The 22159-nt window shown below is 62.1% G+C and carries 20 protein-coding genes; 14 read left to right on the forward strand and 6 right to left on the reverse strand.

Annotation, left to right across the window (positions count from 1 at the left end; all coding sequences use genetic code 11):
• Window positions 1-31 precede the first annotated feature (31 nt).
• The gene (locus KJB29_RS10595; RefSeq protein ID WP_004513464.1) at window positions 32-1657 is read right to left on the reverse strand and encodes a fumarate hydratase; all 1626 of its coding nucleotides are present in this window, start codon (window positions 1655-1657) and stop codon (window positions 32-34) included.
• A 238-nt stretch (window positions 1658-1895) separates the two neighbouring features.
• Here KJB29_RS10595 and KJB29_RS10600 point away from each other — a divergent pair, with 238 nt between their 5' ends.
• The 4 genes from KJB29_RS10600 (at window position 1896) to KJB29_RS10615 (ending at window position 5747) form a co-directional block, all read left to right on the forward strand.
• Window positions 1896-2075: a Rho termination factor N-terminal domain-containing protein gene (locus tag KJB29_RS10600; protein ID WP_004513465.1), complete on the forward strand. Its 180-nt coding sequence runs from the start codon at window positions 1896-1898 to the stop codon at window positions 2073-2075.
• Window positions 2076-2252: 177 nt separating this feature from the next.
• Window positions 2253-3623 carry a replicative DNA helicase gene (dnaB, locus tag KJB29_RS10605; RefSeq protein ID WP_215734550.1) on the forward strand — a complete coding sequence of 457 codons (1371 nt, stop codon included), beginning with the start codon at window positions 2253-2255 and terminating at the stop codon, window positions 3621-3623.
• Window positions 3613-4422: an acyl-ACP--UDP-N-acetylglucosamine O-acyltransferase gene (lpxA, locus tag KJB29_RS10610; RefSeq protein ID WP_215734551.1), complete on the forward strand. Its 810-nt coding sequence runs from the start codon at window positions 3613-3615 to the stop codon at window positions 4420-4422. The genes dnaB and lpxA overlap by 11 nt, the downstream gene beginning before the upstream one ends.
• 17 nt (window positions 4423-4439) lie before the next feature.
• The gene (locus KJB29_RS10615; protein WP_215734552.1) at window positions 4440-5747 is read left to right on the forward strand and encodes an enoyl ACP reductase FabMG family protein; all 1308 of its coding nucleotides are present in this window, start codon (window positions 4440-4442) and stop codon (window positions 5745-5747) included.
• Window positions 5748-5827: 80 nt separating this feature from the next.
• Here KJB29_RS10615 and KJB29_RS10620 read toward each other — a convergent pair whose 3' ends face one another.
• The 4 genes from KJB29_RS10620 to dusB form a co-directional block, all read right to left on the reverse strand.
• Window positions 5828-6391: a hydrolase gene (locus tag KJB29_RS10620; protein ID WP_215734553.1), complete on the reverse strand. Its 564-nt coding sequence runs from the start codon at window positions 6389-6391 to the stop codon at window positions 5828-5830.
• Between the two features lie 16 nt (window positions 6392-6407).
• Window positions 6408-7850, reverse strand: a complete 1443-nt coding sequence (locus tag KJB29_RS10625; RefSeq protein ID WP_215734554.1) for a sigma-54-dependent transcriptional regulator — start codon at window positions 7848-7850, stop codon at window positions 6408-6410.
• 79 nt (window positions 7851-7929) lie between these two features.
• Complete coding sequence (locus KJB29_RS10630) at window positions 7930-9021, reverse strand: two-component system sensor histidine kinase NtrB (RefSeq protein ID WP_215734555.1); 1092 nt, start codon at window positions 9019-9021, stop codon at window positions 7930-7932.
• Entirely contained in the window at window positions 9018-9992 is a 975-nt protein-coding gene (gene dusB / locus KJB29_RS10635; RefSeq protein WP_215734556.1) for a tRNA dihydrouridine synthase DusB, read from the reverse strand. The genes KJB29_RS10630 and dusB overlap by 4 nt, the downstream gene beginning before the upstream one ends.
• A 178-nt stretch (window positions 9993-10170) precedes the next feature.
• On the opposite strand from dusB, the gene KJB29_RS10640 reads away from it, so the two are divergent.
• Window positions 10171-10362, forward strand: coding sequence for a hypothetical protein (locus KJB29_RS10640; RefSeq protein WP_215734557.1), 192 nt, complete (start codon window positions 10171-10173; stop codon window positions 10360-10362).
• Window positions 10363-10372: 10 nt separating this feature from the next.
• On the opposite strand, the gene KJB29_RS10645 is transcribed toward KJB29_RS10640, so the two are convergent.
• Complete coding sequence (locus KJB29_RS10645) at window positions 10373-12034, reverse strand: HD domain-containing phosphohydrolase (RefSeq protein ID WP_215734558.1); 1662 nt, start codon at window positions 12032-12034, stop codon at window positions 10373-10375.
• A 235-nt stretch (window positions 12035-12269) separates the two neighbouring features.
• Between KJB29_RS10645 and KJB29_RS10650 the strand changes: the two genes are divergently transcribed.
• The 9 genes from KJB29_RS10650 (at window position 12270) to KJB29_RS10690 (ending at window position 22157) form a co-directional block, all read left to right on the forward strand.
• Entirely contained in the window at window positions 12270-13040 is a 771-nt protein-coding gene (locus KJB29_RS10650) for an enoyl-ACP reductase FabI (protein ID WP_215734559.1), read from the forward strand.
• A 61-nt stretch (window positions 13041-13101) separates the two neighbouring features.
• Window positions 13102-14742 (forward strand): GTPase HflX, encoded by a 1641-nt coding sequence (gene hflX, locus KJB29_RS10655; RefSeq protein WP_215734583.1) that lies wholly within the window; start codon window positions 13102-13104, stop codon window positions 14740-14742.
• A gap of 88 nt (window positions 14743-14830) precedes the next feature.
• Window positions 14831-16354 carry a lytic transglycosylase domain-containing protein gene (locus tag KJB29_RS10660; protein ID WP_215734560.1) on the forward strand — a complete coding sequence of 508 codons (1524 nt, stop codon included), beginning with the start codon at window positions 14831-14833 and terminating at the stop codon, window positions 16352-16354.
• Window positions 16355-16395: 41 nt separating this feature from the next.
• Window positions 16396-17127 carry a tetratricopeptide repeat protein gene (locus KJB29_RS10665; protein WP_215734561.1) on the forward strand — a complete coding sequence of 244 codons (732 nt, stop codon included), beginning with the start codon at window positions 16396-16398 and terminating at the stop codon, window positions 17125-17127.
• 77 nt (window positions 17128-17204) lie between these two features.
• Window positions 17205-18419 carry a DUF401 family protein gene (locus tag KJB29_RS10670; protein ID WP_215734562.1) on the forward strand — a complete coding sequence of 405 codons (1215 nt, stop codon included), beginning with the start codon at window positions 17205-17207 and terminating at the stop codon, window positions 18417-18419.
• Window positions 18420-18474: 55 nt separating this feature from the next.
• A complete protein-coding gene (locus tag KJB29_RS10675; protein WP_215734563.1) occupies window positions 18475-19353 on the forward strand; it encodes an OmpA/MotB family protein in 879 nt (292 codons plus the stop codon).
• Window positions 19350-20078, forward strand: coding sequence for a Smr/MutS family protein (locus KJB29_RS10680; protein ID WP_215734564.1), 729 nt, complete (start codon window positions 19350-19352; stop codon window positions 20076-20078). The genes KJB29_RS10675 and KJB29_RS10680 overlap by 4 nt, the downstream gene beginning before the upstream one ends.
• A 9-nt stretch (window positions 20079-20087) precedes the next feature.
• Window positions 20088-20510: a hypothetical protein gene (locus tag KJB29_RS10685; protein ID WP_215734565.1), complete on the forward strand. Its 423-nt coding sequence runs from the start codon at window positions 20088-20090 to the stop codon at window positions 20508-20510.
• Between the two features lie 6 nt (window positions 20511-20516).
• On the forward strand, window positions 20517-22157 hold the full coding sequence (locus KJB29_RS10690) for an aspartate:alanine exchanger family transporter (protein ID WP_004513484.1): 1641 nt from the start codon (window positions 20517-20519) through the stop codon (window positions 22155-22157).
• Window positions 22158-22159 lie beyond the last annotated feature (2 nt).

The following is a 22159-nucleotide window of genomic DNA, read 5'->3' on the forward strand; positions in this document are numbered from 1 at the left end:
CCGGGGGCTTTTGCCACTTTCATGGGGGATACTACAGACCCAACTGCTTGAAGAAGTCATTCCCCTTGTCATCCACCAGGATGAAGGCCGGGAAGTTCTCGACCTCGATCTTCCAGACCGCTTCCATCCCCAGTTCGGGGAAGTCGATGCACTCGACCTTCTTGATGTTCTCCTCGGCCAGGACCGCGGCAGGGCCGCCGATGGAGCCCAGGTAGAAGCCGCCGTGCTTCTTGCAGGCATCGGTCACCTGCTGGCTCCGGTTCCCCTTGGCGATCATGATCATGGAGCCGCCGTTCGCCTGGAGAAGATCCACGTAGGAGTCCATGCGGCCGGCAGTGGTGGGGCCGAAGGAGCCGGAAGGCTTGCCAGCCGGGGTCTTGGCCGGTCCGGCGTAGTAGATCGGATGATTCTTGAGATAGTCGGGGAGCGGTTTGCCGCTGTCGAGAATCTCTTTGAACTTGGCGTGGGCGATGTCGCGCCCCACCACGATGGTGCCATTCAGCAGCAGCGGCGTGGAAACCGGGTGCTTGCTCAGTTCGGCCAGGATCTCCTTCATGGGGCGGTTCAGGTCGATCTTGACCCCGTGCTCATGCTTGCCGCGGTACTGCTCGGGAATGAGTCGGCTCGGATTGCGGTCCAGTTCCTCGACGAAGAGGCCGTTTTGGGTGATCTTGGCCTTGATGTTGCGGTCGGCGGAACAGGAGACCGCCATCCCCACGGGGCAGGAGGCGCCGTGGCGGGGAAGCCGGATGACCCGTACGTCATGGGCGAAGTACTTGCCGCCGAACTGGGCGCCGATGCCGAGCTTGTAGGCCTCTTGGAGAAGCTTCTCCTCCAGTTCCACGTCGCGGAAGGCCCGGCCGTGCTCGTTCCCCGTGGTGGGGAGGGCGTCAAGGTACTTGGCGGAGGCGAGCTTGACCGCCTTCATGCAGGCGTCGGCCGAGGTACCGCCGACCACGACGGCGATGTGGTACGGCGGGCAGGCGGCGGTTCCCAGGTACTTCATCTTGCCCACCAGGAACTTGAGCAGGCTGTCCGGGGTAAGGAGTGCCTTGGTCTCCTGGTAGAGCATGGTCTTGTTGGCGGAGCCCCCCCCTTTGGCCATGAAGAGGAACTTGTAGTAATCGCCGTCCACAGCCTGGATGTCGATCTGGGCCGGCAGGTTGGTGCCGGTGTTGACTTCCTTGTACATGTCCAGGGCCACGGTCTGGGAGTAGCGGAGATTTTCCTCGGTGTAGGTCTTGTAGACCCCCTTGGAGAGAAACTCCTCGTCCTTTCCGCCGGTCCAAACCTGCTGCCCTTTCTTGGCCACGACGGTGGCGGTGCCGGTGTCCTGGCAGAGGGGGAGCTCGAAGTTGGCGGCGATCTCGGCGTTCCGCAGGAATGCCAGGGCAACCCCCTTGTCGTTCTGGGAGGCTTCCGGATCCCGGAGGATCTTGGCCACCGACTCGTTGTGCTCGGGGCGGAGCAGGAAGGAGACGTCCCTCATGGCCGTGTTGGCCAGGACGGTGAGTGCCTCGGGATCGACCTTGAGGACCTCTTTCCCTTCGAAAGTTGCGACGCTGACATACTTCTCCGAGTCGGGAATCTTGTAGTACGACGTCTCATCTTTCTCGAGGGGGAAGGGTTCCTGGTAAACGAACGGCTTGGTGGACATACATGCTCTCCTTTCGCGTGGGTTTATGAGGAGTTTTCTGTATACAGTATGCAGGTCGCAATCTTATGTAATATTTTTCATTTTGTCGAGAGGGAAGTTGAACATAACCGGGAGATTGCAGTTGCGAACAGCCGATCTTCTGGTACATGTTGTAAGAACGTCATAACGCGGTAACATGACGATGATAATCGGAACAACAGAGGCCTCAGCAGAAAAGCTCATTCGGGAGGAAAGCACCATGAAGATGCAGGAGATCAAGGAAATTGCCAAGCAGCGGGGGGTCAAGGCCGGCACCCTGAAAAAGGCCGAGCTGATCAAGGCCATCCAGCGCATGGAAGGGAATTCCGACTGCTATGCCGAGGGAAAGGCCGCAAACTGTGGTCAGGACCAGTGCCTGTGGCGGGAGGACTGTGACTGAAACCCGGTGCTGCGCGGAGGAATGAAGGGCGGGGCGGGCTGTTTGGTCGCCCCGCCTTTGCTTTTGTGCCGATGGGGAGGCGGGTCAAAATCGTTGACCGGGTAGGCGGCGCGAGTTATAGTACCCCCTTCCCCCACTTGCTTCCGGCATTCGTTTTAAACATTCCCAAGGCAGGCCATGTCCGCAGTAGACCTGAGAAAAGTTCCTCCCCAGAGCATTGAGGCCGAGATGTCGATCCTCGGCGGTATTCTCCTCGAAAATGAGGCGATCAACCGCGCCCTGGAGATCATCGAGACCGACGACCTCTACCGGGAGACCCACCGGAAGATTTTTCGGGCCATGGTGGACCTCTCCACCCGCAACGAACCCTGCGACCTCATTACACTCACCGACGTGCTCAAACGCTTCGGGGAGCTGGAGGAAGTGGGAGGGGCCGCGTACCTGGCCACCCTGGTCGATTACGTCCCCACTGCCGCCAACATCGCCTACTACTGCCGGATGGTGAAGGAGAAGTCCATCACCCGCCGTCTCATCACCGCGGCCACCGACATCGTCACCAAGGGGTACGACGTGGAGACCGGGGTGGAGGAGCTTCTCGACACGGCCCAGAAGAACATCTTCGAAATTGCCGACAACAAGCTCCGCCCAGCCTTCACGCCGGTCGGCACCATCCTCAAGGATACCTTCAAGCACATAGAGACCCTCTACGAGAAGAAGGAGCATGTCACCGGCGTCCCCACCGGTTTCTACGATCTGGACGAGATGACCGCAGGCTTCCAGCGGGGGGATCTCATCATCATCGCCGGCCGCCCCTCCATGGGGAAGACCGCCTTTGCCCTCAACATCGCCCAGCATGCCGCGGCCCACGCCAGCACGCCGGCGCCGGCGGCCATCTTCTCCCTGGAGATGAGCAAGGAGCAGCTGGTGATGCGGCTTCTCTGCTCCGAGTCGCGGGTCGACGCGAGCCGCCTGCGGACCGGCCATCTGGTGGATACCGACTGGCACAAGCTGACCAGCGGGGCCGACAAGCTGGCCAAGGCGAAGATGTTCATCGATGATACTCCGGCCATCCCGGTGCTGGAGATGCGGGCCAAGTGCCGGCGTCTCAAGGCGGAGCACGGTCTGGGGCTCATCGTGGTCGACTATCTGCAGCTCATGCGGGGGTCGAGCACCGAGTCGCGCCAGCAGGAGATCTCGGAGATTTCCCGCTCGCTCAAGGCCCTGGCCAAGGAGCTGGACGTGCCGGTGGTGGCCCTGTCGCAGCTCAACCGCTCCCTGGAGAGCCGCACCGACAAGCGCCCCATCATGAGCGACCTGCGGGAATCGGGAGCCATCGAGCAGGACGCCGACGTGATCATGTTCGTCTACCGGGACGCCGTCTACTGCGACGATTGCAAGAAGCGGGACGGCTCCTGCACCAAGGAGCACGACAAGGACGCCGAGATCATCATCGGCAAGCAGCGTAACGGCCCCATCGGAACGGTAAAGCTCCTGTTCAACGGCCAGTTCACCAAGTTCGAAAACCTGGAGAAACGTCATGACTACTAATATCCATCCCACCGCACAGATCAGCGCCACCGCAACCATCGCCGACGGCGTGGAGATCGGCGCCAACGTCATCGTGGGGGACCATTCCTCCATCGGCGCCGGCACGAAAGTGATGGCCAACGCCGTCATCGGCCCCTGGACCCGGATCGGCGAGAACAACACGATTCATTACGGAGCCATCGTGGGGCATGATCCCCAGGACTTCGGCTACAAAGGGGAGGAGAGCTGGACCATCATCGGCAGCGGCAATATCATCCGCGAGGGTGCCACCATCCATCGGGGGAACCGGCCCGGCACCAAGACGGTGGTGGGCGACAACAACTTCTTCATGGTCAACTCCCACGTGGGGCACAACTGCGTGCTGGGGAACAATATCATCCTGGTGAACGGGGTGCTCCTGGCCGGCCACGTGGTGGTGGAGGACCGGGCCATCGTCTCCGGCAACTGCGTGGTGCACCAGTTCTGCCGCATCGGCAAGTTCGCCATGATGCGGGGGCTCTCCCGCTCCGCCCGCGATGTGCCTCCCTTCTGCATCGTGGACGACACCCACACGGTGAGGGCCCTGAATCTGGTGGGGCTGCGGCGCAACGGCTTCGACCAGGCCCGCATCCGGGCCATCAAGAACGCCTTCAAGCTCCTCTTCCTCTCGGGGCTCAACATGCAGAACGCCCTGGCCGAGGCGGAGCGCACCCTTACCATTACCGACGACGTCCGCTATCTCCTGGATTTCATCAAGAGCGCCAAGCGCGGTGTCTGCTTCGGGCGCGGCGTGATCGTGGACGTGGAAGAGAAAGATTAGTTAAAGGAGTTTCCCCGATGACCCAATACAATCCTTTGAAACAGCTTCCCGCGACCGCCGGCTACGGGAAGGGCGATGCCTTTGTCCTTTTCGGTGAACTCTTTGGCCGGGGGTACGCCAATGGCATCGTCGACGAGGCAAAAAAAGCCGGCATGACCATCATCGGTGCCACCGTGGGGCGCCGCGACAACAACGGACCGCTCCGTCCCCTCACCCCCGAGGAGCTTGCCGAGGCCGAGGCGAACCTGGGGGGGAAGATCATCAACGTGCCGCTGGAAGCCGGGTTCGACCTTGAGCCGGCCGACGACGGCCTCACCCCCGCTGACCGCCTCAAGGGGGTAAAGCCCGACACGGTGGTGGAGACGCGGCTCGACATGGCCGCCATCGATGAGTCTCGCCAGAAGGGGCTCGCCCGCTTCCGGGAGAATCTTGCCCTCTTTACGAAAGAGCTGGAAGGGCTCATCCCTGCCGGGGCCAATGTCCTCATCGCCCACACCATGGCCGGCGGCATCCCCCGTGCCAGGACCCTCATGCCGATCCTGAACCGGGTCTTCAAGGGGCAGGGAGACCGCTACCTGGCGTCAGGACCCTTCTGGAAATCCGACGTGGGGCAGCTCTGCTCCCTCTCCTTCGACGAGGTGACCGCCGACACCTTCGGCGCCCTCATCGCCGCCACCGCCGGGCTCCGGAGCCGGGTGGAGGGGGCCGGTTCCCGCATTTCCTACTCGGCCTTCGGCTACCACGGCTGCGCGGTGCTCATCGGCGGAGAATACCGGTGGCAGTCCTACACCCCGTACCTCCAGGGATGGGCCAAGATCCGCCTGGAGGAAGTCACTGCGAAAGCCTGGCAGGAAGGGGTGAAGGCCACGGTCTACAATTCCCCCGAGATCCAGACCAACTCCAGCGCCCTCTTCCTGGGGGTGGAAATATCCCTCTACCCGCTGCTGGCGGCCCTGCGGAAGGAAGGGGACGGACCCGCGGCCACGGCCATATGGGATGCCTGCCAGGGGCTCATGAAGGAAGGGGAGACCCTCGATGCCCTCCTGGCCAAGGCCGATGCCTACCTCTCGTCGCCGGTCCTGAACTCCTTTGGAACTTACGAGGAGTGGCCTCACAACAATACCGCGGAGCAGGCGAGCCTCATGCTCACCGTCTCCGACGAGCTCATGACCATGAGCGCCGACCCCAAGAACGTGGTCTGCGCCGAACTCTCGAAATCGGTCTTCCAGGCGGTGGGACGCCTCATGTTCGATCATTCCTGGAGCCCCCAGGCGCCGGTAGTCTGGCTGAACCACGATACCATCGCCCGCCGGCTCATTGGCTGACCGGCACCCGGATAGAAGTGCAAAAAAAGAGCCGTCCCCTTGGGGCGGCTCTTTTTTTGCGACGGCTGTGGACTGTTCGCCTATCGTACCAGTTTCGACAGCTTCTTGAACTCCTCGGTCCCTGCCACCCGCAGGAGCTGGAACAGGGCCGCCTCGGTAGAGGTGATGGCCGCGCCGGCCGCTGCTGCGGCGTTGACCCCCACCTTCCAGTTCCCTTTTTTGCGGCTCATGACCGCGTCCTTCACCAGGTGGACGTGATATCCCCGCTCCCGGAGCTCCAGGACCGTCTGGAGGACGCAGACGTGGGTCTCCATGCCGGTGACGATCACCTGCTTCCGCCCCAGCTCCGCCAACCGGTTCAGAAAGGCCTCGTCGCCGCAGCAGCTGAAGGCCATCTTCTCGAAGGCGGCCCCCTCAATCTTTTCCCGCAGCTCCGGGACGGTGCAGCCAAGCCCCTTCACATACTGCTCCGTGGCCACCACCGGGATGCCGAGTTCCTTCGCGGCCTCCAGGAGGATGCCGGTGTTCTTCGTGAGTTGCGCCAGGACCTCCTGATCCATGGCCGCGCAGAGCTTTTCCTGCACGTCCACGACGACGAGTACCGCGTGGTTGCGGTCGAGAAAAAACGTGTCCATGATGCCCATGTGGTTAACCCTCCTTTCAGTCCCTTCTGATTTCGATGCCCAGTTCCTGAATTTTCTTCCGAAGCGTGTTCCGGTTGATGCCGAGGATGTCGGCCCCCTTTACCTGGTTCCCCCGGGTCTTTTCCAGGACGAAGCGGATGAGGGGGCGTTCGATCTGTTTGAGGACCAGGTTGTAGATGTCGCCGGTCTCCATCTTGTCTAGGTTGGTGAGGCTCGCCCGCAGCTTCATGTCCACCAGGGCCTCAAGCGACAACTCGTCGGTGGCGACGGCCTCGCCGGTGCGCTGGATCCGTAGCCCCGGAAAGTCTGCCGGTGTGAGGAGCGGGTCGGAGGAGAGGATCACGGCCCGCTTGATGGTGTTCTCCAGTTCCCGCACGTTGCCGGGCCAGGAGTAGGCCGTGAGGAGCGCCATGGTCTCGGGGGAGCAGGTCCTGCCGGGGACCTCCAACTCGGCACAGGTCTTGTGGAGGAAGTACTCCACCAGGGCCGGGATGTCCTCCTTGCGCTCCCGCAGGGGCACCAGCTGGATCGGCACCACGTTCAGGCGGTAGTAGAGGTCTTCCCGGAACTGTTTGTTCCGGGCCAGTTCCTCCAGGTTCTGGTTGGTGGCCGCCACAATCCGCACATCCACGGCGATGTTCTGGCTCCCGCCGGTGCGGGTCACCTCCTTCTCCTGGAGAACCCGCAGAATCTTAGCCTGGAGGTCCAGGGGCATGTCGCCGATCTCATCGAGGAAGATGGTGCCGCCGTTGGCCTGCTCGAACTTGCCGAGCTTGCGCTCCACCGCGCCGGTGAAGGCCCCCTTCTCGAAGCCGAAGAGCTCGCTCTCCAGGAGCTCCTTGGGGATGGCCGCGCAGTTGAGGGCGATGAACGGCTTGCCGATCCGCTTGGAGTTGAAGTGGATGGCCCGGGCGATGAGCTCCTTGCCGGTGCCCGACTCCCCCTGCACCAGCACCGTCACGTCGCTGGGGGCAACCTTGCCGATGGTCTTGTAGACCTCCCGCATGGCCGGGGAGTTACCGACGATGTTCTTCTCCAGGAGATAGCGGTCCTTCAGCTCCTCCCGGAGGATTGACATCTGGGAGGTGATCTCCCTGGCCCGGTTCACCTTCTCGATGATGGCGTCGATCACGTCCAGGTCAAAGGGCTTGGTGATGTAGTCGTAGGCGCCGCGCTTCATGGCCTCCACGGCGTTCTTCATACTTGCCTCGGCGGTCATGATCACCATGAGGAGATCGCTCTTCAGCTCCTTCACCCGGTCCAGGAGGTCGAGCCCCGAAATACCGGGCATCTTGATGTCGAGGATCGCCAGATCGTAGTCGCCGGACTGGATGAGGCGCAGGGCCTCCTCCCCGTCCCGGGCGAGATCCACGGAAAATCCCTTTTTCCGCAGGGCCTTGGAGAGGACCCAGCGCATGCTTTCTTCGTCGTCGGCAACCAGTATGCGGTGCAATACCATATCAACCTCGGCTGAAGGCCGAAGGCTGAAGGCTGATGGTGGTGTATTTCCCGTCAGCCGTCAGTCTTCAGTCTGTAGTTTACTGAATTAACGGCAGCATCACCGTGAACGTCGTCCCCGTGCCCGGGTCTGACTCCACCTTGAGCATGCCCCGGTGCTCCGTGACGATCTTCTGGCAGATGGCGAGGCCGAGTCCGGTCCCCTTGGCCTTGGTGGTGAAGAAGGGGGTAAAGAGTTGCTCCAGCTGCTCCTTGGGGATGCCGGGGCCGTCGTCGCAAACGTCGATGGCCACCATGCGGGAGCGGCGCTCCCCCTTCTGGGTCATGCTGTAGTCGGAGATGACCCTGCTCGCGACGCGGATGGTGCCCCGCTCGTCCACCGCCTCCACAGCGTTCTTGATCAGGTTCAGGAAGAGCTGGGTCAGAAGTCCCTCGTCGGCCAGGATTGGCGGGATGCTCGGGTCGAACTGCTGCTGGAACGTTACGGACTTCCCTTCCGTGGCCCGTTTCCTGAGAGTGACAATGTCGCCGAGGACCTTGTGGAGGTTCACCTTGGTGAGTTGGAGCTTGCGAGGCGATGAGAGTGCCAGGAGCTCCTCCACGATCCGGTTGACCCGGTCCACCTCCCTGACCACGACCCGGACGTTGTCCCGCAGTTCGCTCTCGAGGGGGAGTTCCATTTCCAGGAGCTGGGCCGCACCCTTGATCCCCCCCAGAGGGTTCTTGATCTCGTGGGCCAGGCCCGCCGCCAGGGTGCCGAGGGTGGAGAGCCGGTCGGCGTGGCGGACCGCATCCTCCAGTTCCCGGATGTTCGTCAGGTCCCGCAGCATGAGGATGGTGCCGATGGGCTCGCCGTTCTGCCGCAGGAGCGGAAACGTGGTGGCAGCGACCGGGGTAAGCTGCTTCGCCTTCCTGATGACGATATTCTCGTTGTCGGAGATCGTCATGCCGGTGGCGGCGGTCTTGGCGACCATCTCCAGCAGAATTCCCTGACTGCCGAGGAAAGCCGCGAAGGGGTGCCCCAGGGCCTGGCGCCGGGAGATGGCGATGATCTCCTCAGCAGCGGGGTTCATGAGGGTGACCCGCCCCTCCAGATCGATGACGATGACCCCGTCGCCGACGCTGTCGATGATGGTGGCAAGGAACGCTTCGTTGGTGCTTTCCGAGTTCATGGCGCCTCCGGCGCGAAGAAGCGGTGCAGTGCTTCGAGAAGGGCTTCCTTTCCCTCGATGATGTTGACGGCCTTGCGGAACTGGGCCGCGCCGGACAGGCCGTGGGAGTACCAGCTGAAGTGCTTGCGCATCTCCCGCAAGGCCACCCGCTCGCCGCTCAGCTCCGTGAAGAGCTCCAGGTGTCTGAGCGCGGCGCGGAGCCGCTCCCCGGTGGAGGGTGCGTCCGGTTCCCTGCCGTCCAGGAGGGCCAGGGCCTGGCGAAAGATCCACGGGTTACCCAGGGCGCCCCGGGCCACCATGACACCGTCGCAGCCGGTTTCGGCCAGCATGGCGGTGACGTCGGCGGCGGTGAAGAGGTCGCCGCTGCCGATCACAGGTATTTTCACGCTCTGCTTCATCTCGGCGATCTGTTGCCAGTCGGCGTGCCCTTCGAACATCTGGGCGCGGCTCCGGGGGTGGAGGGTGATGGCGTCGCACCCCTCCTCCTCGGCAATCCGGGCGATTTCCAGGAAGTTGGCCTCACCGCAGACCCAGCCGCTGCGGATCTTGACGGTCAGGGGAAGGCGCGTGGCGCGGCGTGTTTCGCGAATGATGGCCCTGACCTTTGCCGGATCCCGCAACAGGGCGCTGCCGGCCCCGGTGCCGACCACCTTCTTGACCGGGCATCCCATGTTGATGTCGATGAGGTCGCCGTGCCCCTCCACCATCCGTGCCCCTTCGGCCAGAAGCTGCGGGTCGTCGCCGAAGAGCTGGATTCCCAGGGGACGGTCCTCCGGCACGCTGCGCAGAAGCTCGAAAGTCTTGCGCCCCTCCCGCACGAGGCCGTTCACGCTTACCATCTCGGTAAAGCAGAGGCTTGCCCCCTCCTCCCGGGCCAGAAGCCGGAAGGGGAGGTTCGTAATTCCCGCCATGGGGGCGAGGACCAGATTGTTTGCCAGGGTCAGGGAGCCGATGGCCAGGGGGTTGAGCATTGGTTATTTCTATTCATGTAGTGATGATGTGCTTAAAATTTAAGCATGGTAGCACGGGGGGCAAAAAAGGCAAGGAATTTTTCCCGGCGATGACAGGGGACAGCCCCCTGCGATTGACATTCGGCAGAGCGGGAATTACCCTTCAAGAGCGGATGTCGGGCGATAAAAGGGGGGGAGCATGGAAATCGTTGGCGGTTTCATGGTGATGATGTGGATTCTCGGCCTGATACTGACGGTGGTCTGGCTTGTCATGCCGTTCGTGGTTCTTGCCATAAAGGGGAAGGTGGAACAGAACCATCTGCTCCTGGAATCCATCGACCGGCGCCTTGCCGCCATCGAGGATCGGCTTCGGGAGGGGGGCCGGCAATGAAGGGCGAGGGCTACCCTCCCGCAACCTTCTTGAACGCCCCCGGAAAGTCTCCGGAGAGTTCCCTCCCCATGGTCCGTTCAAGGTAACGGCAGAAGCACTCCACCACCTTCGGGTCGAACTGTCTCCCCGCCTCCCTGCGCAACTCGGCAATGGCCTCGCCGATGGTATACCCTTTCTTGTAGGGACGCTCCGACACCATGGCGTCAAAGGAGTCGGCAACCGAAACGATCCGTGCCGAGAGGGGGATTTCCTCCCCCTTGAGCCCCTTGGGATAGCCTGTGCCGTCATAGCGCTCGTGGTGGTGGAGGATGGCGGGGAGAACGTCATTCAACTGGGCGATGGGAGAGAGGATCGCAACCCCCTTCTCCGGGTGGGCCCGAAGCGGGGGGAACTCGTCGTCTGAGAGGACCGCCGGTTTTTCCAGGACCGCCTCGATCACCCCAATCTTGCCGATGTCGTGAAGGAGGCCGCCGAGCCGCACCTTCTCCACCTCCTGTTCGGAAAACCCCATTTCCTTCGCGATGCGGGCCGCGATGTGCATGACCCGCTCCGAGTGCCCCTTGGTCCAGGGGCTCTTGGCGTCGATGGCGTTGGCGAGGCTCGCCACGGTGTTGATGAAGAGGCTCCGCATGTCCTCGTAGAGCCGGGCGTTTTCCAGGGCCACCGCCATCTGGGATGCGATCTTCTCGATGGTGAAGGTCTCGCCCCGGGCGAATTTCCCCGCCTCGGTGTCCCCCAGAAGGAGTACCCCCTTTACCTCATTCCGGACCACCAGCGGAATGGCCAGAACCGACCGGATGCCAAGGGAGTAGAGTGCCTGGTCCACGGGGGGCATCCCCTCGGTTTTCCCCATGAAGACGACGCTCGTGCTGCGTCCGTTTCGGCGGGCATTCCATGCGGCGCATCGCCCCCGGGGGAGCCGTGAGCCGGCGCTGAGAATGCCGGGGATCGGAAGCTCTCCGGCGTGGGATGCCATGATCGCCAGTTTACTCCCCTCCACCTGGAGGATCGCCACGAATTCACACCCCGTTATCCGCTCCACATGCTCCATGGCGGTTCCCAGGATCTTGTCGCTGGAAAGGGACGACGAGATCGCCTTGTTGATCTCGTCGAGGGTAAGGATCACGTCGATTCGCCCCGCCAGATCCAGGGCCATGTCGAGGGATTCGTCGAAAAGCTGGATGTGGGAGACGATAAGGGCCGCGTGGGATGTCAAGTCGCGGATCACCGCCACTTCGTCGGGGGAAAAGGGGGGGAGCTCCCTGGCCCGGGCCACGAAGACCGCCCCGATTACCTGGTTGCGGGCCACCATCGGCACGGCCAGTAGCGTCAGGTTGCGCAGGAGTTTTCTCAACTTCTGGGGAATGAGGTGCGACACGCCCGGGTCGGACAGAAGCAGGTGCTGTTTCTTCTGGAGCAGCCCCTTGAGAAGGGGGATCTTGTCGGGGGCAAGGGGCATATCCCGGAAGATGGGGACGAAGCGGGCGGGAAGGCCGTAGCTTCTGGCCGGTGCGAAATCGCGTCGCTCCCGGTCGAAGAAATAAACGGCAATCCATCTGCTCTTGACCAGTCTCTTGAGTAGCCGGGACAGGTCCTTCACTACCTCGTCCACGTCGGCGAGACCGCTCAGACGCTCACTTCCCTCGATAACCGCGTTGAACGTGTCGATCATGGTGATTACCCCTTCGAGTAGTTTGCCACCAAATACCCCATATGTCTTGCCAAAAATAGGTTTTTTTATTACTATCCCCCCTCTGCCGTTGTGGCGCCCGAGTAGCCTGCGGGGCTCCCTTGACGGCTCTCGGACCGGGCGTTGAACTCCCCTGTCGCCGAGAAGATTATCAACATTGTCAGGAACGAAATGGATGGCGCCGGAAAGCGCCGTCTCTGTTTCAGGAGGAATCTGAATGGGGCTTTTGGATGGCAAGAAGGCGGTCATTTTCGGTATCGCCAACGAGAAGAGCATCGCATGGGCCATTGCCCAGGCGTTCCGTCGCGAAGGGGCCGAACTGGCCGTAACCTATGCCAGCGAGACGGTGGCGAAGCGAGTGATCCCCCTGGCGGAGAGCGTCGGTGCGTCCCTCGTGCTCCCCTGTGACGTGCGCAACGACGCAGAGATAAAGGATGTCTTCGATAAGATAGGAACGGCGTGGGGGGGGATTGACATTCTTGTCCACTCCATCGCCTTCGCCGGCAAGGAGGAACTCAAGGGATCGTTCCTCAATACGACCCGCGAGGGGTTTGCCCTCGCCCTTGATATAAGCGCCTATTCCCTCATTGCCCTCATGAAGGAAGCCCACCCCCTCATGGCGGGAAGGGAGGGGAGCGTTCTCGCGCTTACCTACTATGGTGGCCAGAAGGTTTTCCCGAACTACAACGTGATGGGTGTGGCCAAGGCCGCTTTGGAGATGAGCGTCAAATACCTGGCCGAGGCCGTGGGTTCCGACGGGATCAGGGTGAACGCCATTTCTGCCGGCCCCTTGAAGACCCTGGCCTCATCCGGGGTGGGGGGATTCAATCAGATCGCCGGCCACGTGGCGGAAAAAGCGCCCCTTCGCCGCAATATCACCCAGGACGAGGTGGCCGGGGCGGCCGTCTATCTGGCCAGTTCCCTGTCAAGCGGCGTTTCCGGCGAGATTCACTTCGTGGACAGCGGCTATAATATTATTGGGCTGTAAAACCGGGAACCGGTAAAGGCGGAGAACGAATATCAAACAGCTGCACGGCAACCTCATCGGCCTGAAGCCGAATCAGATCGCATCCCTGGAGCGGCTCTACCGGCGCCGCGTTCCCCCCGACGAGCTCATCACCGCCGAGCTGGCAGGGCGGATGGTGGAGATCTCGCGGGAGATCCGGCGGCAGATCGGTGTTCTCATCGACCGTCACGGGGCCGTGGAGTATGTCATTATCGGTGACGAGAAAGGGATATTCATCCCCGAACTCTCCGATTACCCTTTGGGGCGCCGCCTGTTGCGGGGGCTCCGCTACATCCACACCCACCTCAAGGGGGAGTCCTTCTCCGAGGACGACCTGACCGACCTGGCGCTCCTGCGCTTCGACCTCATGGCGATCCTCCAACTCCACCCGGACGACCGCCGAGTCGCCATCCAGACCGCCTCCCTCACCCCCACCGCCGGCGCCGCTCATCCCTACCGGGTGGAGGCGTCCGAACCCCTTGCCACCTTCCGCATGGATTTCGGTTCCTCGGTATCGCACCTGGAGCGGGAGCTGGAGAAGGCGGTGGCCACCGATGCCCGCGAGGTTGCTGCTTCGGGAGAGCGGGCCATTCTCATCTCGGTCACGAAAGAGTCCCGTGAGGAGGCCGAGGACTCCCTGGAAGAGCTCAAGGAGCTGGCCCGCACCGCCGGGGTCGCCGTCCTCGACGTGGTGATCCAGCGCCCCCGGCAGTTCAACCCCCGCTACCTCATGGGGGAGGGGAAAATGCGGGAGGTGGTGATCCGGGCGCTCCAACTGGGGGCGACGATCCTCATCTTCGACCAGGAGCTTTCCCCGGCCCAGGTTCGCTCCATCTCCGAGATGACCGAACTCAAGGTCATCGACCGGAGCCAGCTCATCCTCGACATCTTCGCCCGCCGGGCCACGAGCCTCGACGGAAAGGTGCAGGTGGAGCTGGCCCAGCTCAAATACATCCTCCCTCGCCTCACCGGGCGGGGAGTGCAGATGTCGCGCCTCATGGGGGGGATCGGTGGCAGGGGCCCCGGCGAAACAAAGCTGGAGACGGACCGGCGGCGAATCCGCGATCGGATCGCCAAGCTGGAGCGGGAGCTTGAAGAGTTGTCGCGGGGACGCCAGCAGCGCCGCCAGAAGCGGGTGCGGGCCGGGCTCCCCATCGTCTCCATCGTCGGCTACACCAACGCCGGCAAATCGACCCTTCTCAACGCCCTGACCCGCAGCCACGTCTTCACCGAAAACCTCCTCTTCGCTACCCTCGACACCTCGACCCGGCGGCTCCGCTTCCCCCGGGAACGGGAGGTGATCATCACCGATACGGTCGGCTTTATCCGCTCCCTTCCCAAGTCCCTCATGGGAGCCTTCAAGGCTACCCTTGAGGAACTCCAGGACGCTGATCTCCTGCTCCATCTGGTGGACTGTACCAATCCCCGCGTGGAGGAGCAGATCCACCAGGTGGAGACGATCCTGGAGGAACTGGACCTGGGGGACAAGCAACGGCTCATGGTCTTCAACAAAGTAGATCTTCTACCGGAGTTGAAGAAAAAGAGCCCCCTCGGCTTCATGAAGGTCCGCCAGCTATCCCGGCGCTTCAACGCCATCACCGTCAGCGCCGTGGATCCGTCAAGCCTGGAGGCGCTTCTCCAGGAAATGGAGCGCCGTTTCTGGCCTTCATCCCCCCAATCTTGACACCAATGCCCCGATTCCCTATAATGCGGGTTCCGTCCGGCACTACTTCCCACATCCGGCCGCTATGGCCATGCGTGGAAGGTTTTTCATGAAAAAAGCACTTCTCCTCCTTGTTATATGTCTCTTTCCGGTTTTTACTGTCCTGGCATCGGAAACCCGTAACTCACCCCTCAAGGAACTGGCCGCGTTGGGAAATGCCTCCTCGCTTCCCGACCTTTCGGGCGCCGTTCCCTCCGGGTTCAATTCCTACCCCAGGGGTGCGGCCGCTGGAGGTGCAGTCCGTCGGTCCGGCTCCCGCGAAACGTCCCTGGGGGATCTGGTCATCATCGAAGACCAACTAGCCTCCAATGAAGACTTCGAGCTGACGCTTCCCGAGGGGCCGCTCCCCGACTCGGACATCCCCCTCACCCTCAACGGCCAGGTGGAGTACTTCATCCGCTACTTCCAGACCTCCGGCCGCAAGTCCTTTACCCGCTGGCTTTCCCGCTCAGAACGCTATATTCCGATGATGAAGGAAGTCCTCAAGAAGAATGGGCTTCCCGAGGACCTGGTCTATCTCGCCATGATCGAGAGCGGCTTCACCCCCCACGCGGTGTCGGTGGCGAGCGCCGTGGGGCCGTGGCAGTTCATCTCCGGCACCGGCAAGCGCTATGATCTGCGGATAGACCAGTGGATCGACGAGCGGCGGGATCCCCTCAAGTCGACGGTGGCGGCGGCCCTGTATCTGAAAGAGCTCTACGCCATGTTCAACAACGACTGGTACCTGGCGGCGGCCGGATACAACGCAGGGGAGAACAAGATCCTGCGAGCCATCGACCGGTACAACACCCGAGATTTCTGGGAGATCTCCAAGGGGTCGTACCTGAAGCGGGAGACCAAGGAGTATGTGCCGAAGCTCCTGGCCGCCGCCATTATCGCCAAGGAGCCGACTCGCTACGGTTTTGCCGACGTTGCCTACCTTCCCCCCATCGAGTTCGACACGGTGACGATTCCCTCCCGCACCGATCTGGAGGTGGCGGCGAAGCTCTGCAATGTGGACTACCAGGTCGTCAAGGAGCTGAATCCTGAACTGCGCCGTTGGTGCACTCCCCCGGACTACCCCGGCTACGAGCTTAAGATTCCCTTTGGCAAGAAGAGGGCCTTCGAGCAGGCCTATGCGCAACTTCCCGAGGGTCAGCGCTACGCCGAGCGGTTCGTTTACGCCCGCTACCGGGCCAAGAAAAGGGATACCCTGGCGTCAATCGCCAGCCGTTACGGCACCACCCCGCAGGCCCTGGCCGAGGTGAACAAGCTGAAGCTCTCCGCCAAGGTGCGGGGGCGGACCCTCCTTGTGCCGGTGGTTGCCGACAAGGAACCGGCGGTCCAGACCGCGAAGGCCGATGCTCCGCGCAAGGAGAGCGCCAAGGGGTTCAACAAGTACTACACCGTGAAAAAGGGCGACACGATTGCGTCGCTTTCAAAGAAATTCAATATCTCGTCCCGCATTCTCACCGCCTGGAACAACCTGAAGGGAAAACTTGCCCTTCGTCCCGGCAAGCGGATCATCGTTGCCAAGTACGTGGAGAAGAAGGGTTCCATGGTTCCGGTGTCGGGCGGCGACGACAACGGATAAACAGGCCAAGCTCTACGCAGCATGAAAGGACATGAATTTTTATGTATAACTTCCTGATCTCCGGCGGCATCGCCCTCATTGCAATCATCATCATCTTCATCGCTGCGGGATCGTCGGCCTGGTGGTGGGCCATTCTCGTGGGGCTCATCCTGTTCGGCGCCTCGTTCCTCCTCATCTCCCGCGTCATCATGAAGAAGATCCTGGAGATCATGGAGACCGCCAACCGCGACATCCAGGCCCAGCGGGTGGACAAGGCGATCCGCGAGCTTAAGGAGGCATTCAAGTACGGCAAGTGGCAGATGTACGTGGATGGGCAGATCAACTCCCAGATTGGCATGATCTATTTTCTGAAGCGGGACTTCTCAACTGCGTTTCCCTATCTGGAAAAGTCCTTCGCCAAGAACTGGGTCTCCATGGGGATGCTGGCCGTCACCTACATGAAGCGGAACAAGCGCGACAAGATGAAGGAAACCTTTGAGAAGGCGGTCCAGTGGAGCCCCAAGGAGTCCCTTCTCTGGGCGCTCTACGCCTACTGCTGGACCGAGTGCGACGACATCGGCCAGGCCAAGGCGGTCCTGGAGCGGGGACTCAAGAAGCTCCCCGGCGACGAGAAGCTGAAGGCGAACATGGAGTCCCTCGAAGAGACGAAGAAGATGAAGATGAAGGTCTACGGCGAGATGTGGCTTCAGTTCCACCTGGAGCGCCAGGGTGTCGTCATGAAGCAGCAGATGGCGGCCATGGGGGGAATGAAGAGGCGGGTGGTCAGGAGATAGCCGCTCTCGGAGGCATACAATGTAATTACGGAAAAAGGGACGGTGGCGTCCCTTTTTCCTTTTGATCGGTACGGTGCATGATTGATCTCCTGAAAACCCTCGCCGTCCTCGTCGCTGTGGTCGTGATGGTGCGCCGCAGGTGGCACCTGGGAGCGGTCATGGCCCTGGGGGCGGCGTTCCTGGCATTCTCCTACCTCACGCCGCCGCTCAGGTTTCTTAGTGGGGCATGGGTAGCCCTTGCGTCTCCGAAGTCCCTGGAGATGACGGCCACCCTTGTCTTTACCATGATCATGGAGCATATCCTCCGCACGACCGGTACCCTGAGGCGGATGGTGGCGAGCCTTTCGGAGGTCCTCCCCGATTCCCGCCTCATCATGGCCGCCATGCCTGCCATGATCGGGATGCTTCCTTCCCCGGGGGGAGCGGTCTTCTCGGCCCCCATGGTGCGGGAGGCCTCTGCCCACCTGACGCTCCCCGCTGACCAGAAGGCGTTCATCAACTACTGGTACCGTCACCCCTGGGAATACATCTCACCCCTCTATCCCGGTATTATCCTGGTGGCGGGGCTCTCGCGCATCCCCTACCAGAAGATCGTCCTGGCGAACAGCGCCTTTGCCGTTTCCGTGATCTTCTGGGGGACTATCTTCTGCTTCCGGGGAGTCGGTTCCGCACCGGTGCCCGTGGGGGAAACGGTGGGCAAGCGACGGGCGCTCAGCACCTTTATCATTTCAGTGGCGCCTATTCTGGCGACGCTCATCTTTGTGGTGGTGCTGCAGGTCAATCCGGTGGTGGCCATGGGGGGAATGACAGCGCTTCTTTTTGCGGTCCACCGCTACGGACCGGCCAGAATTGTGACGACACTGAGGGAGAGTGTCTCCGTCAAGGCCCTTTCCCTTATTTTCGGGATCATGATCTTCCAGGAAACCCTGCGGCTCACCGGAGCCCTGGACGGGATATCGCATTTTTTCGTGGCGAGCGGCCTGCCTGTGCTCTTCATCATTACGGCCATTCCGTTCCTGGCGGGAGTCATGACGGGGCTTACCGTGGCCTTCGTTGGGATTACCTTTCCCATCCTGATGCCGCTCATGGGGGGAGACATTCCCTCCCTGGGGCTTCTTTCCCTCGCCTTCGGCAGTGGTTTCGCCGGGGTGATGCTCTCGCCGGTCCATCTCTGCCTCGTGCTGACGGGGGAATACTTCGAGGCTGACATGGCCCGGGTCTTCCGTCGTCTTTGGATTCCCCAGGCCCTAGTGCTTGCGGCAGCCGTGGTGCCGGTGTATATTTTCTCATGACCGTGCCGTGATGCGTTGCGCATTGCGGTTTTTTTCCGTACCCGAGGAGGTTTTAATGGCAAAGCGGATTGTGATTCTGATGCTGCTGGCGTTCACTAGCATTTCCCTCTCAGGGTGCCTTGTGGCTGAGAGCAAATACCTGAAAAAAGCGGAGGAGGCCGATACCCTCGGCCGGGAAGCCGCCACCCTTCAGGAAATGCATCAGAAACTCTCAGCCGAGAATGGCGCCTTGAAGGCTCAGCTTGCCAAGGTGAGGGAGGAGGCGGCCGGGTTGGCAAAGGAGAAGGAGAAGCTCGGCGCTGACAATAAAGAGCTTGAACAGGTGCTTCGCGCCAAGACCGATACCCTGTCACAGAGTGTCGCCGATCTGAGGCAGAAGGTGACGGACCTGGAGACCGAGAACACCCGACTCAAGGCGGAGATCGCCGAAACCCGTAAAGCCAGGGAGGAGAAAGTCCGGGAGGTGAGCAAGACCTACGAAGATCTCCTTGACCGCATGAAGGGGGAGATCGCCCAAGGGCAGGTGACGATTTCCGAGCTCAAGGGGAAACTGACGGTCAACATGGTGGATGCCATCCTCTTCGATTCGGGCAAGGCGGAGGTGAAGCAGGGGGGGATGGAGGTTCTCGCAAAGGTGGTGGATATCCTGAAGGGGATTCAGGACAAGATGATCCGTATCGAGGGGCATACGGACAACGTCCAGATTGTCGGCAACCTGACAAAACGCTTCCCCACCAACTGGGAGCTCTCGGCGGCCCGGGCCATTAATGTGGCGCGCTATCTCCAGAGCCAGGGTATCGACCCGACGGTCCTCGTGGCGGTGGCCAACGGCGAGTACCGTCCCGTGGCTTCCAATGACACAGAGGAGGGGCGGGCGAAAAACCGTCGGATCGAGATTGTCCTCGTTCCCCGGGATGCGCCTGACCGCCCATGAAAAAGAAGAGTTCGAAAACCGAACAGAAGCCCAGGGAGTTCGCGGCGCGTCCCTTCGCTGCCCTCAAGGGGCTTAAGCCCGATGATGCCACAGCTCGGGATGCGGCACCGGCCAAGGCACCCGCCCCTCCACCTCCAAAGCGAGCCGCCGAGCCCGACGATCTCTCCCTGTTCCTGCGCGAGATGGCTGACGTTCGGCGGATCCGTCCTGCAGCGGAACCCTCGCCGAAGAAGGAGGGAGAGAAGGCACCGGAGCCCCGCGAGCTGGCAGCGGCGGCAGAGATCCGCCGCCAGCAGGAGGCCGAAGAGCACCGTGTGTTTGCCGACGCCATTTCGAACCTGCGGCTCGATGTCACCTTCAGCGACCACCTGCCGGAAGAGAAGGGGGAGCCCCCCCGTCCGACGAGCCGACTCAAACAGCTGAAAAGCGGCCAGATCCGCGTCGGCCTGGAGCTTGACCTTCACGGACTTACCAAGGAAGAAGCTTTGGAGAGTCTGGAGAGCTTCATCGCCGCTGCCCATCGCCGCGACCAGAAAGCGGTTCTCGTCATTACCGGCAAAGGGAATAACTCTCCGGGGGAGCCGGTCCTCCAGGGCGCGGTCCTTTCGTGGCTTCGGGAGCGCGGGAAGGGGAAGGTGGCCGAGTTCGCCCCCGCACCTCGGGAACTGGGCGGTAGCGGCGCCATTGTCGTCTTTCTCAGGACGCCGGGCAAGAAGGGCGATTAAGGGGGAACCATGTTCGGGCTGTTCAGAAAGAAGGTTGGTGAGCCCATCGAGTTCGGGAGTACCGGCGCGGCTTTTGACTATGCCTGCCGCAACCTGGAGAACCGGATTCTTCTGGAGGCGGTCATCCCTGCCCTGGTGGAGGAACGGCGGGGGATGAGCCCGGAAGGAGAGCAGCTTTTCCTGGTCCGGCTGGCCAACCGGGAGGGGGGCAGGGTTGTCGAGGCGTGCACCCTCAAGGAATCGCTCCGGCATCCCGCCGCGGGGGATCTGGTCGGCTTCCGGGTGGTGAAGGTCGAGCCGGAACTCCCCGAACCCTTTGACCTCCTCGGCTTCATAGCATGTCGGCTCCAGCCGGTCTACGTGCCGGGAAGGGGGTGGCGGATCGCGGAAAGCTTCGTCCCCGACAACATCAAGCCGACCTTGCGGATGTGACCTCCCATGATCAAAATATTCATCGACAATCCGCTTCTTCTTCTCTTCGTCGTCGCCGCCATCGGTTATCCCCTCGGCCGGATCCGGATCAGGGGGTCGAGCCTCGGCGTGGCGGCGGTCCTCTTTGTCGGCCTTGGCATCGGCGCGCTCCATCCGGAGCTGAAACTCCCTGAAATCGTCTATGTCCTGGGGCTTGCCCTCTTTGTCTATACCATCGGGCTCGCCAGCGGGCCGGCCTTCGTTGCGTCGCTCAAGGAGGACGGGGTTCGGAACAACCTCCTCATTCTCGGCGTTCTTGTGCTCGCGGCGGCCCTCACCGTAGCTGCCCAGCGGTTTCTTGCCCTTCCGGCCACAATCACCGCCGGCCTTTTCGCCGGCAGTCTCACCAATACCCCGGCCCTTGCCGGCGCCCTTGAAACCATCAAGCACGTGGCGCCGCAAAATCTCATGGAACAGCTCCTGGCCGAGCCGGTCGTGGGCTACTCCATCGCCTATCCCATGGGGGTTATGGGGGTGGTGCTCGCCATCAGCCTCGTCCAGAAGCTCTGGCGGATCGACTACGCGGAAGAGGCGGCACGGACCAGGATCGCCGGCGCCGCCACCGAAAGCCTGAGGTCCAGAACAATCCGGGTCACCTGGCCCCAGGCCGGACGGCAGACCGTTGCGGCACTCTCTCATCAGCAAAAGTGGGACGTGGTTTTCGGCAGAATCAAGCGCGGGGATGAATGTCTGCTGACCGGGCCGGAGGTCCGCTTCCGCCCGGGGGATCTGGTGCTGGCGGTCGGTACCGATGTGGAACTGCAGCATGTGGCGGAGGTTCTCGGCGAGGTGAGCGAAGAGGAGATTACCGTCGACCGGAGCGAGTTCGACTACCGGCGGATCTTCGTCTCCAATCCGCGGGTGGCCGGCCGGCGGCTGGGGAGCCTGAATCTCTTCGAACGGTTCGGCGCCACGGTAACCAGGGTCCGGAGGGGTGACGACGATTTCCTTCCCCACGACGACATGGTGCTGGAGTTGGGGGATCGGGTCCGGGTGGTCACCCACCGGGATCGGATGGGGGAGGTGACGGCCCTGTTCGGCGACTCCTACCGGGCGGTTTCCGAAGTGGACATCCTCACCTTCAGCCTGGGTCTTGCTCTGGGGCTGTTGCTCGGCATCGTGCCGTTCCCCCTGCCCGGGGGGGTGACGCTCAAGCTTGGCTTTGCGGGCGGCCCCCTTATCGTGGCGCTCGTCCTCGGAACTCTCGGCCGCTCGGGAGGAATGATCTGGAGCCTCCCCTACAGCGCCAACATGACACTGCGCCAGATCGGTCTCGTCCTCTTCCTGGCCGGCATCGGCACCCGGGCCGGCTACGGCTTCGTCTCCACCCTTGCCAAGGGTGGCGGGTTCGCCATCTTCGCCGCAGGGGCGGTGGTCACCTGCTTTGCAGCCCTTACCACCCTATGGGTTGGTCACCGGATCCTCAAGATTCCCATGGGAATCCTCATCGGGATGGTGGCTGGCCTCCAGACCCAGCCCGCAGTTCTCGGTTATGCCCTGGAGCAGACCGGCAACGATCTCCCCAACATCGGCTACGCCTCGGTCTACCCGGTCGCAACCATCGGGAAAATACTCATTGTCCAGGTGCTTTTGTCCTTACTGATGTGATT

The organism is Geobacter grbiciae (assembly GCF_018531165.1).
Lineage (GTDB): Bacteria > Desulfobacterota > Desulfuromonadia > Geobacterales > Geobacteraceae > Geobacter > Geobacter metallireducens.

Coding starts and splice junctions, on each gene's coding strand:
- KJB29_RS10595 (WP_004513464.1), bottom strand. CDS start 1,657: ATGTCCACCAAGCCGTTCGTTTACCAGGAACCCTTCCCCCTCGAGAAA.
- KJB29_RS10600 (WP_004513465.1), top strand. CDS start 1,896: ATGAAGATGCAGGAGATCAAGGAAATTGCCAAGCAGCGGGGGGTCAAG.
- dnaB (WP_215734550.1), top strand. CDS start 2,253: ATGTCCGCAGTAGACCTGAGAAAAGTTCCTCCCCAGAGCATTGAGGCC.
- lpxA (WP_215734551.1), top strand. CDS start 3,613: ATGACTACTAATATCCATCCCACCGCACAGATCAGCGCCACCGCAACC.
- KJB29_RS10615 (WP_215734552.1), top strand. CDS start 4,440: ATGACCCAATACAATCCTTTGAAACAGCTTCCCGCGACCGCCGGCTAC.
- KJB29_RS10620 (WP_215734553.1), bottom strand. CDS start 6,391: ATGGGCATCATGGACACGTTTTTTCTCGACCGCAACCACGCGGTACTC.
- KJB29_RS10625 (WP_215734554.1), bottom strand. CDS start 7,850: ATGGTATTGCACCGCATACTGGTTGCCGACGACGAAGAAAGCATGCGC.
- KJB29_RS10630 (WP_215734555.1), bottom strand. CDS start 9,021: ATGAACTCGGAAAGCACCAACGAAGCGTTCCTTGCCACCATCATCGAC.
- dusB (WP_215734556.1), bottom strand. CDS start 9,992: ATGCTCAACCCCCTGGCCATCGGCTCCCTGACCCTGGCAAACAATCTG.
- KJB29_RS10640 (WP_215734557.1), top strand. CDS start 10,171: ATGGAAATCGTTGGCGGTTTCATGGTGATGATGTGGATTCTCGGCCTG.
- KJB29_RS10645 (WP_215734558.1), bottom strand. CDS start 12,034: ATGATCGACACGTTCAACGCGGTTATCGAGGGAAGTGAGCGTCTGAGC.
- KJB29_RS10650 (WP_215734559.1), top strand. CDS start 12,270: ATGGGGCTTTTGGATGGCAAGAAGGCGGTCATTTTCGGTATCGCCAAC.
- KJB29_RS10660 (WP_215734560.1), top strand. CDS start 14,831: ATGAAAAAAGCACTTCTCCTCCTTGTTATATGTCTCTTTCCGGTTTTT.
- KJB29_RS10665 (WP_215734561.1), top strand. CDS start 16,396: ATGTATAACTTCCTGATCTCCGGCGGCATCGCCCTCATTGCAATCATC.
- KJB29_RS10670 (WP_215734562.1), top strand. CDS start 17,205: ATGATTGATCTCCTGAAAACCCTCGCCGTCCTCGTCGCTGTGGTCGTG.
- KJB29_RS10675 (WP_215734563.1), top strand. CDS start 18,475: ATGGCAAAGCGGATTGTGATTCTGATGCTGCTGGCGTTCACTAGCATT.
- KJB29_RS10680 (WP_215734564.1), top strand. CDS start 19,350: ATGAAAAAGAAGAGTTCGAAAACCGAACAGAAGCCCAGGGAGTTCGCG.
- KJB29_RS10685 (WP_215734565.1), top strand. CDS start 20,088: ATGTTCGGGCTGTTCAGAAAGAAGGTTGGTGAGCCCATCGAGTTCGGG.
- KJB29_RS10690 (WP_004513484.1), top strand. CDS start 20,517: ATGATCAAAATATTCATCGACAATCCGCTTCTTCTTCTCTTCGTCGTC.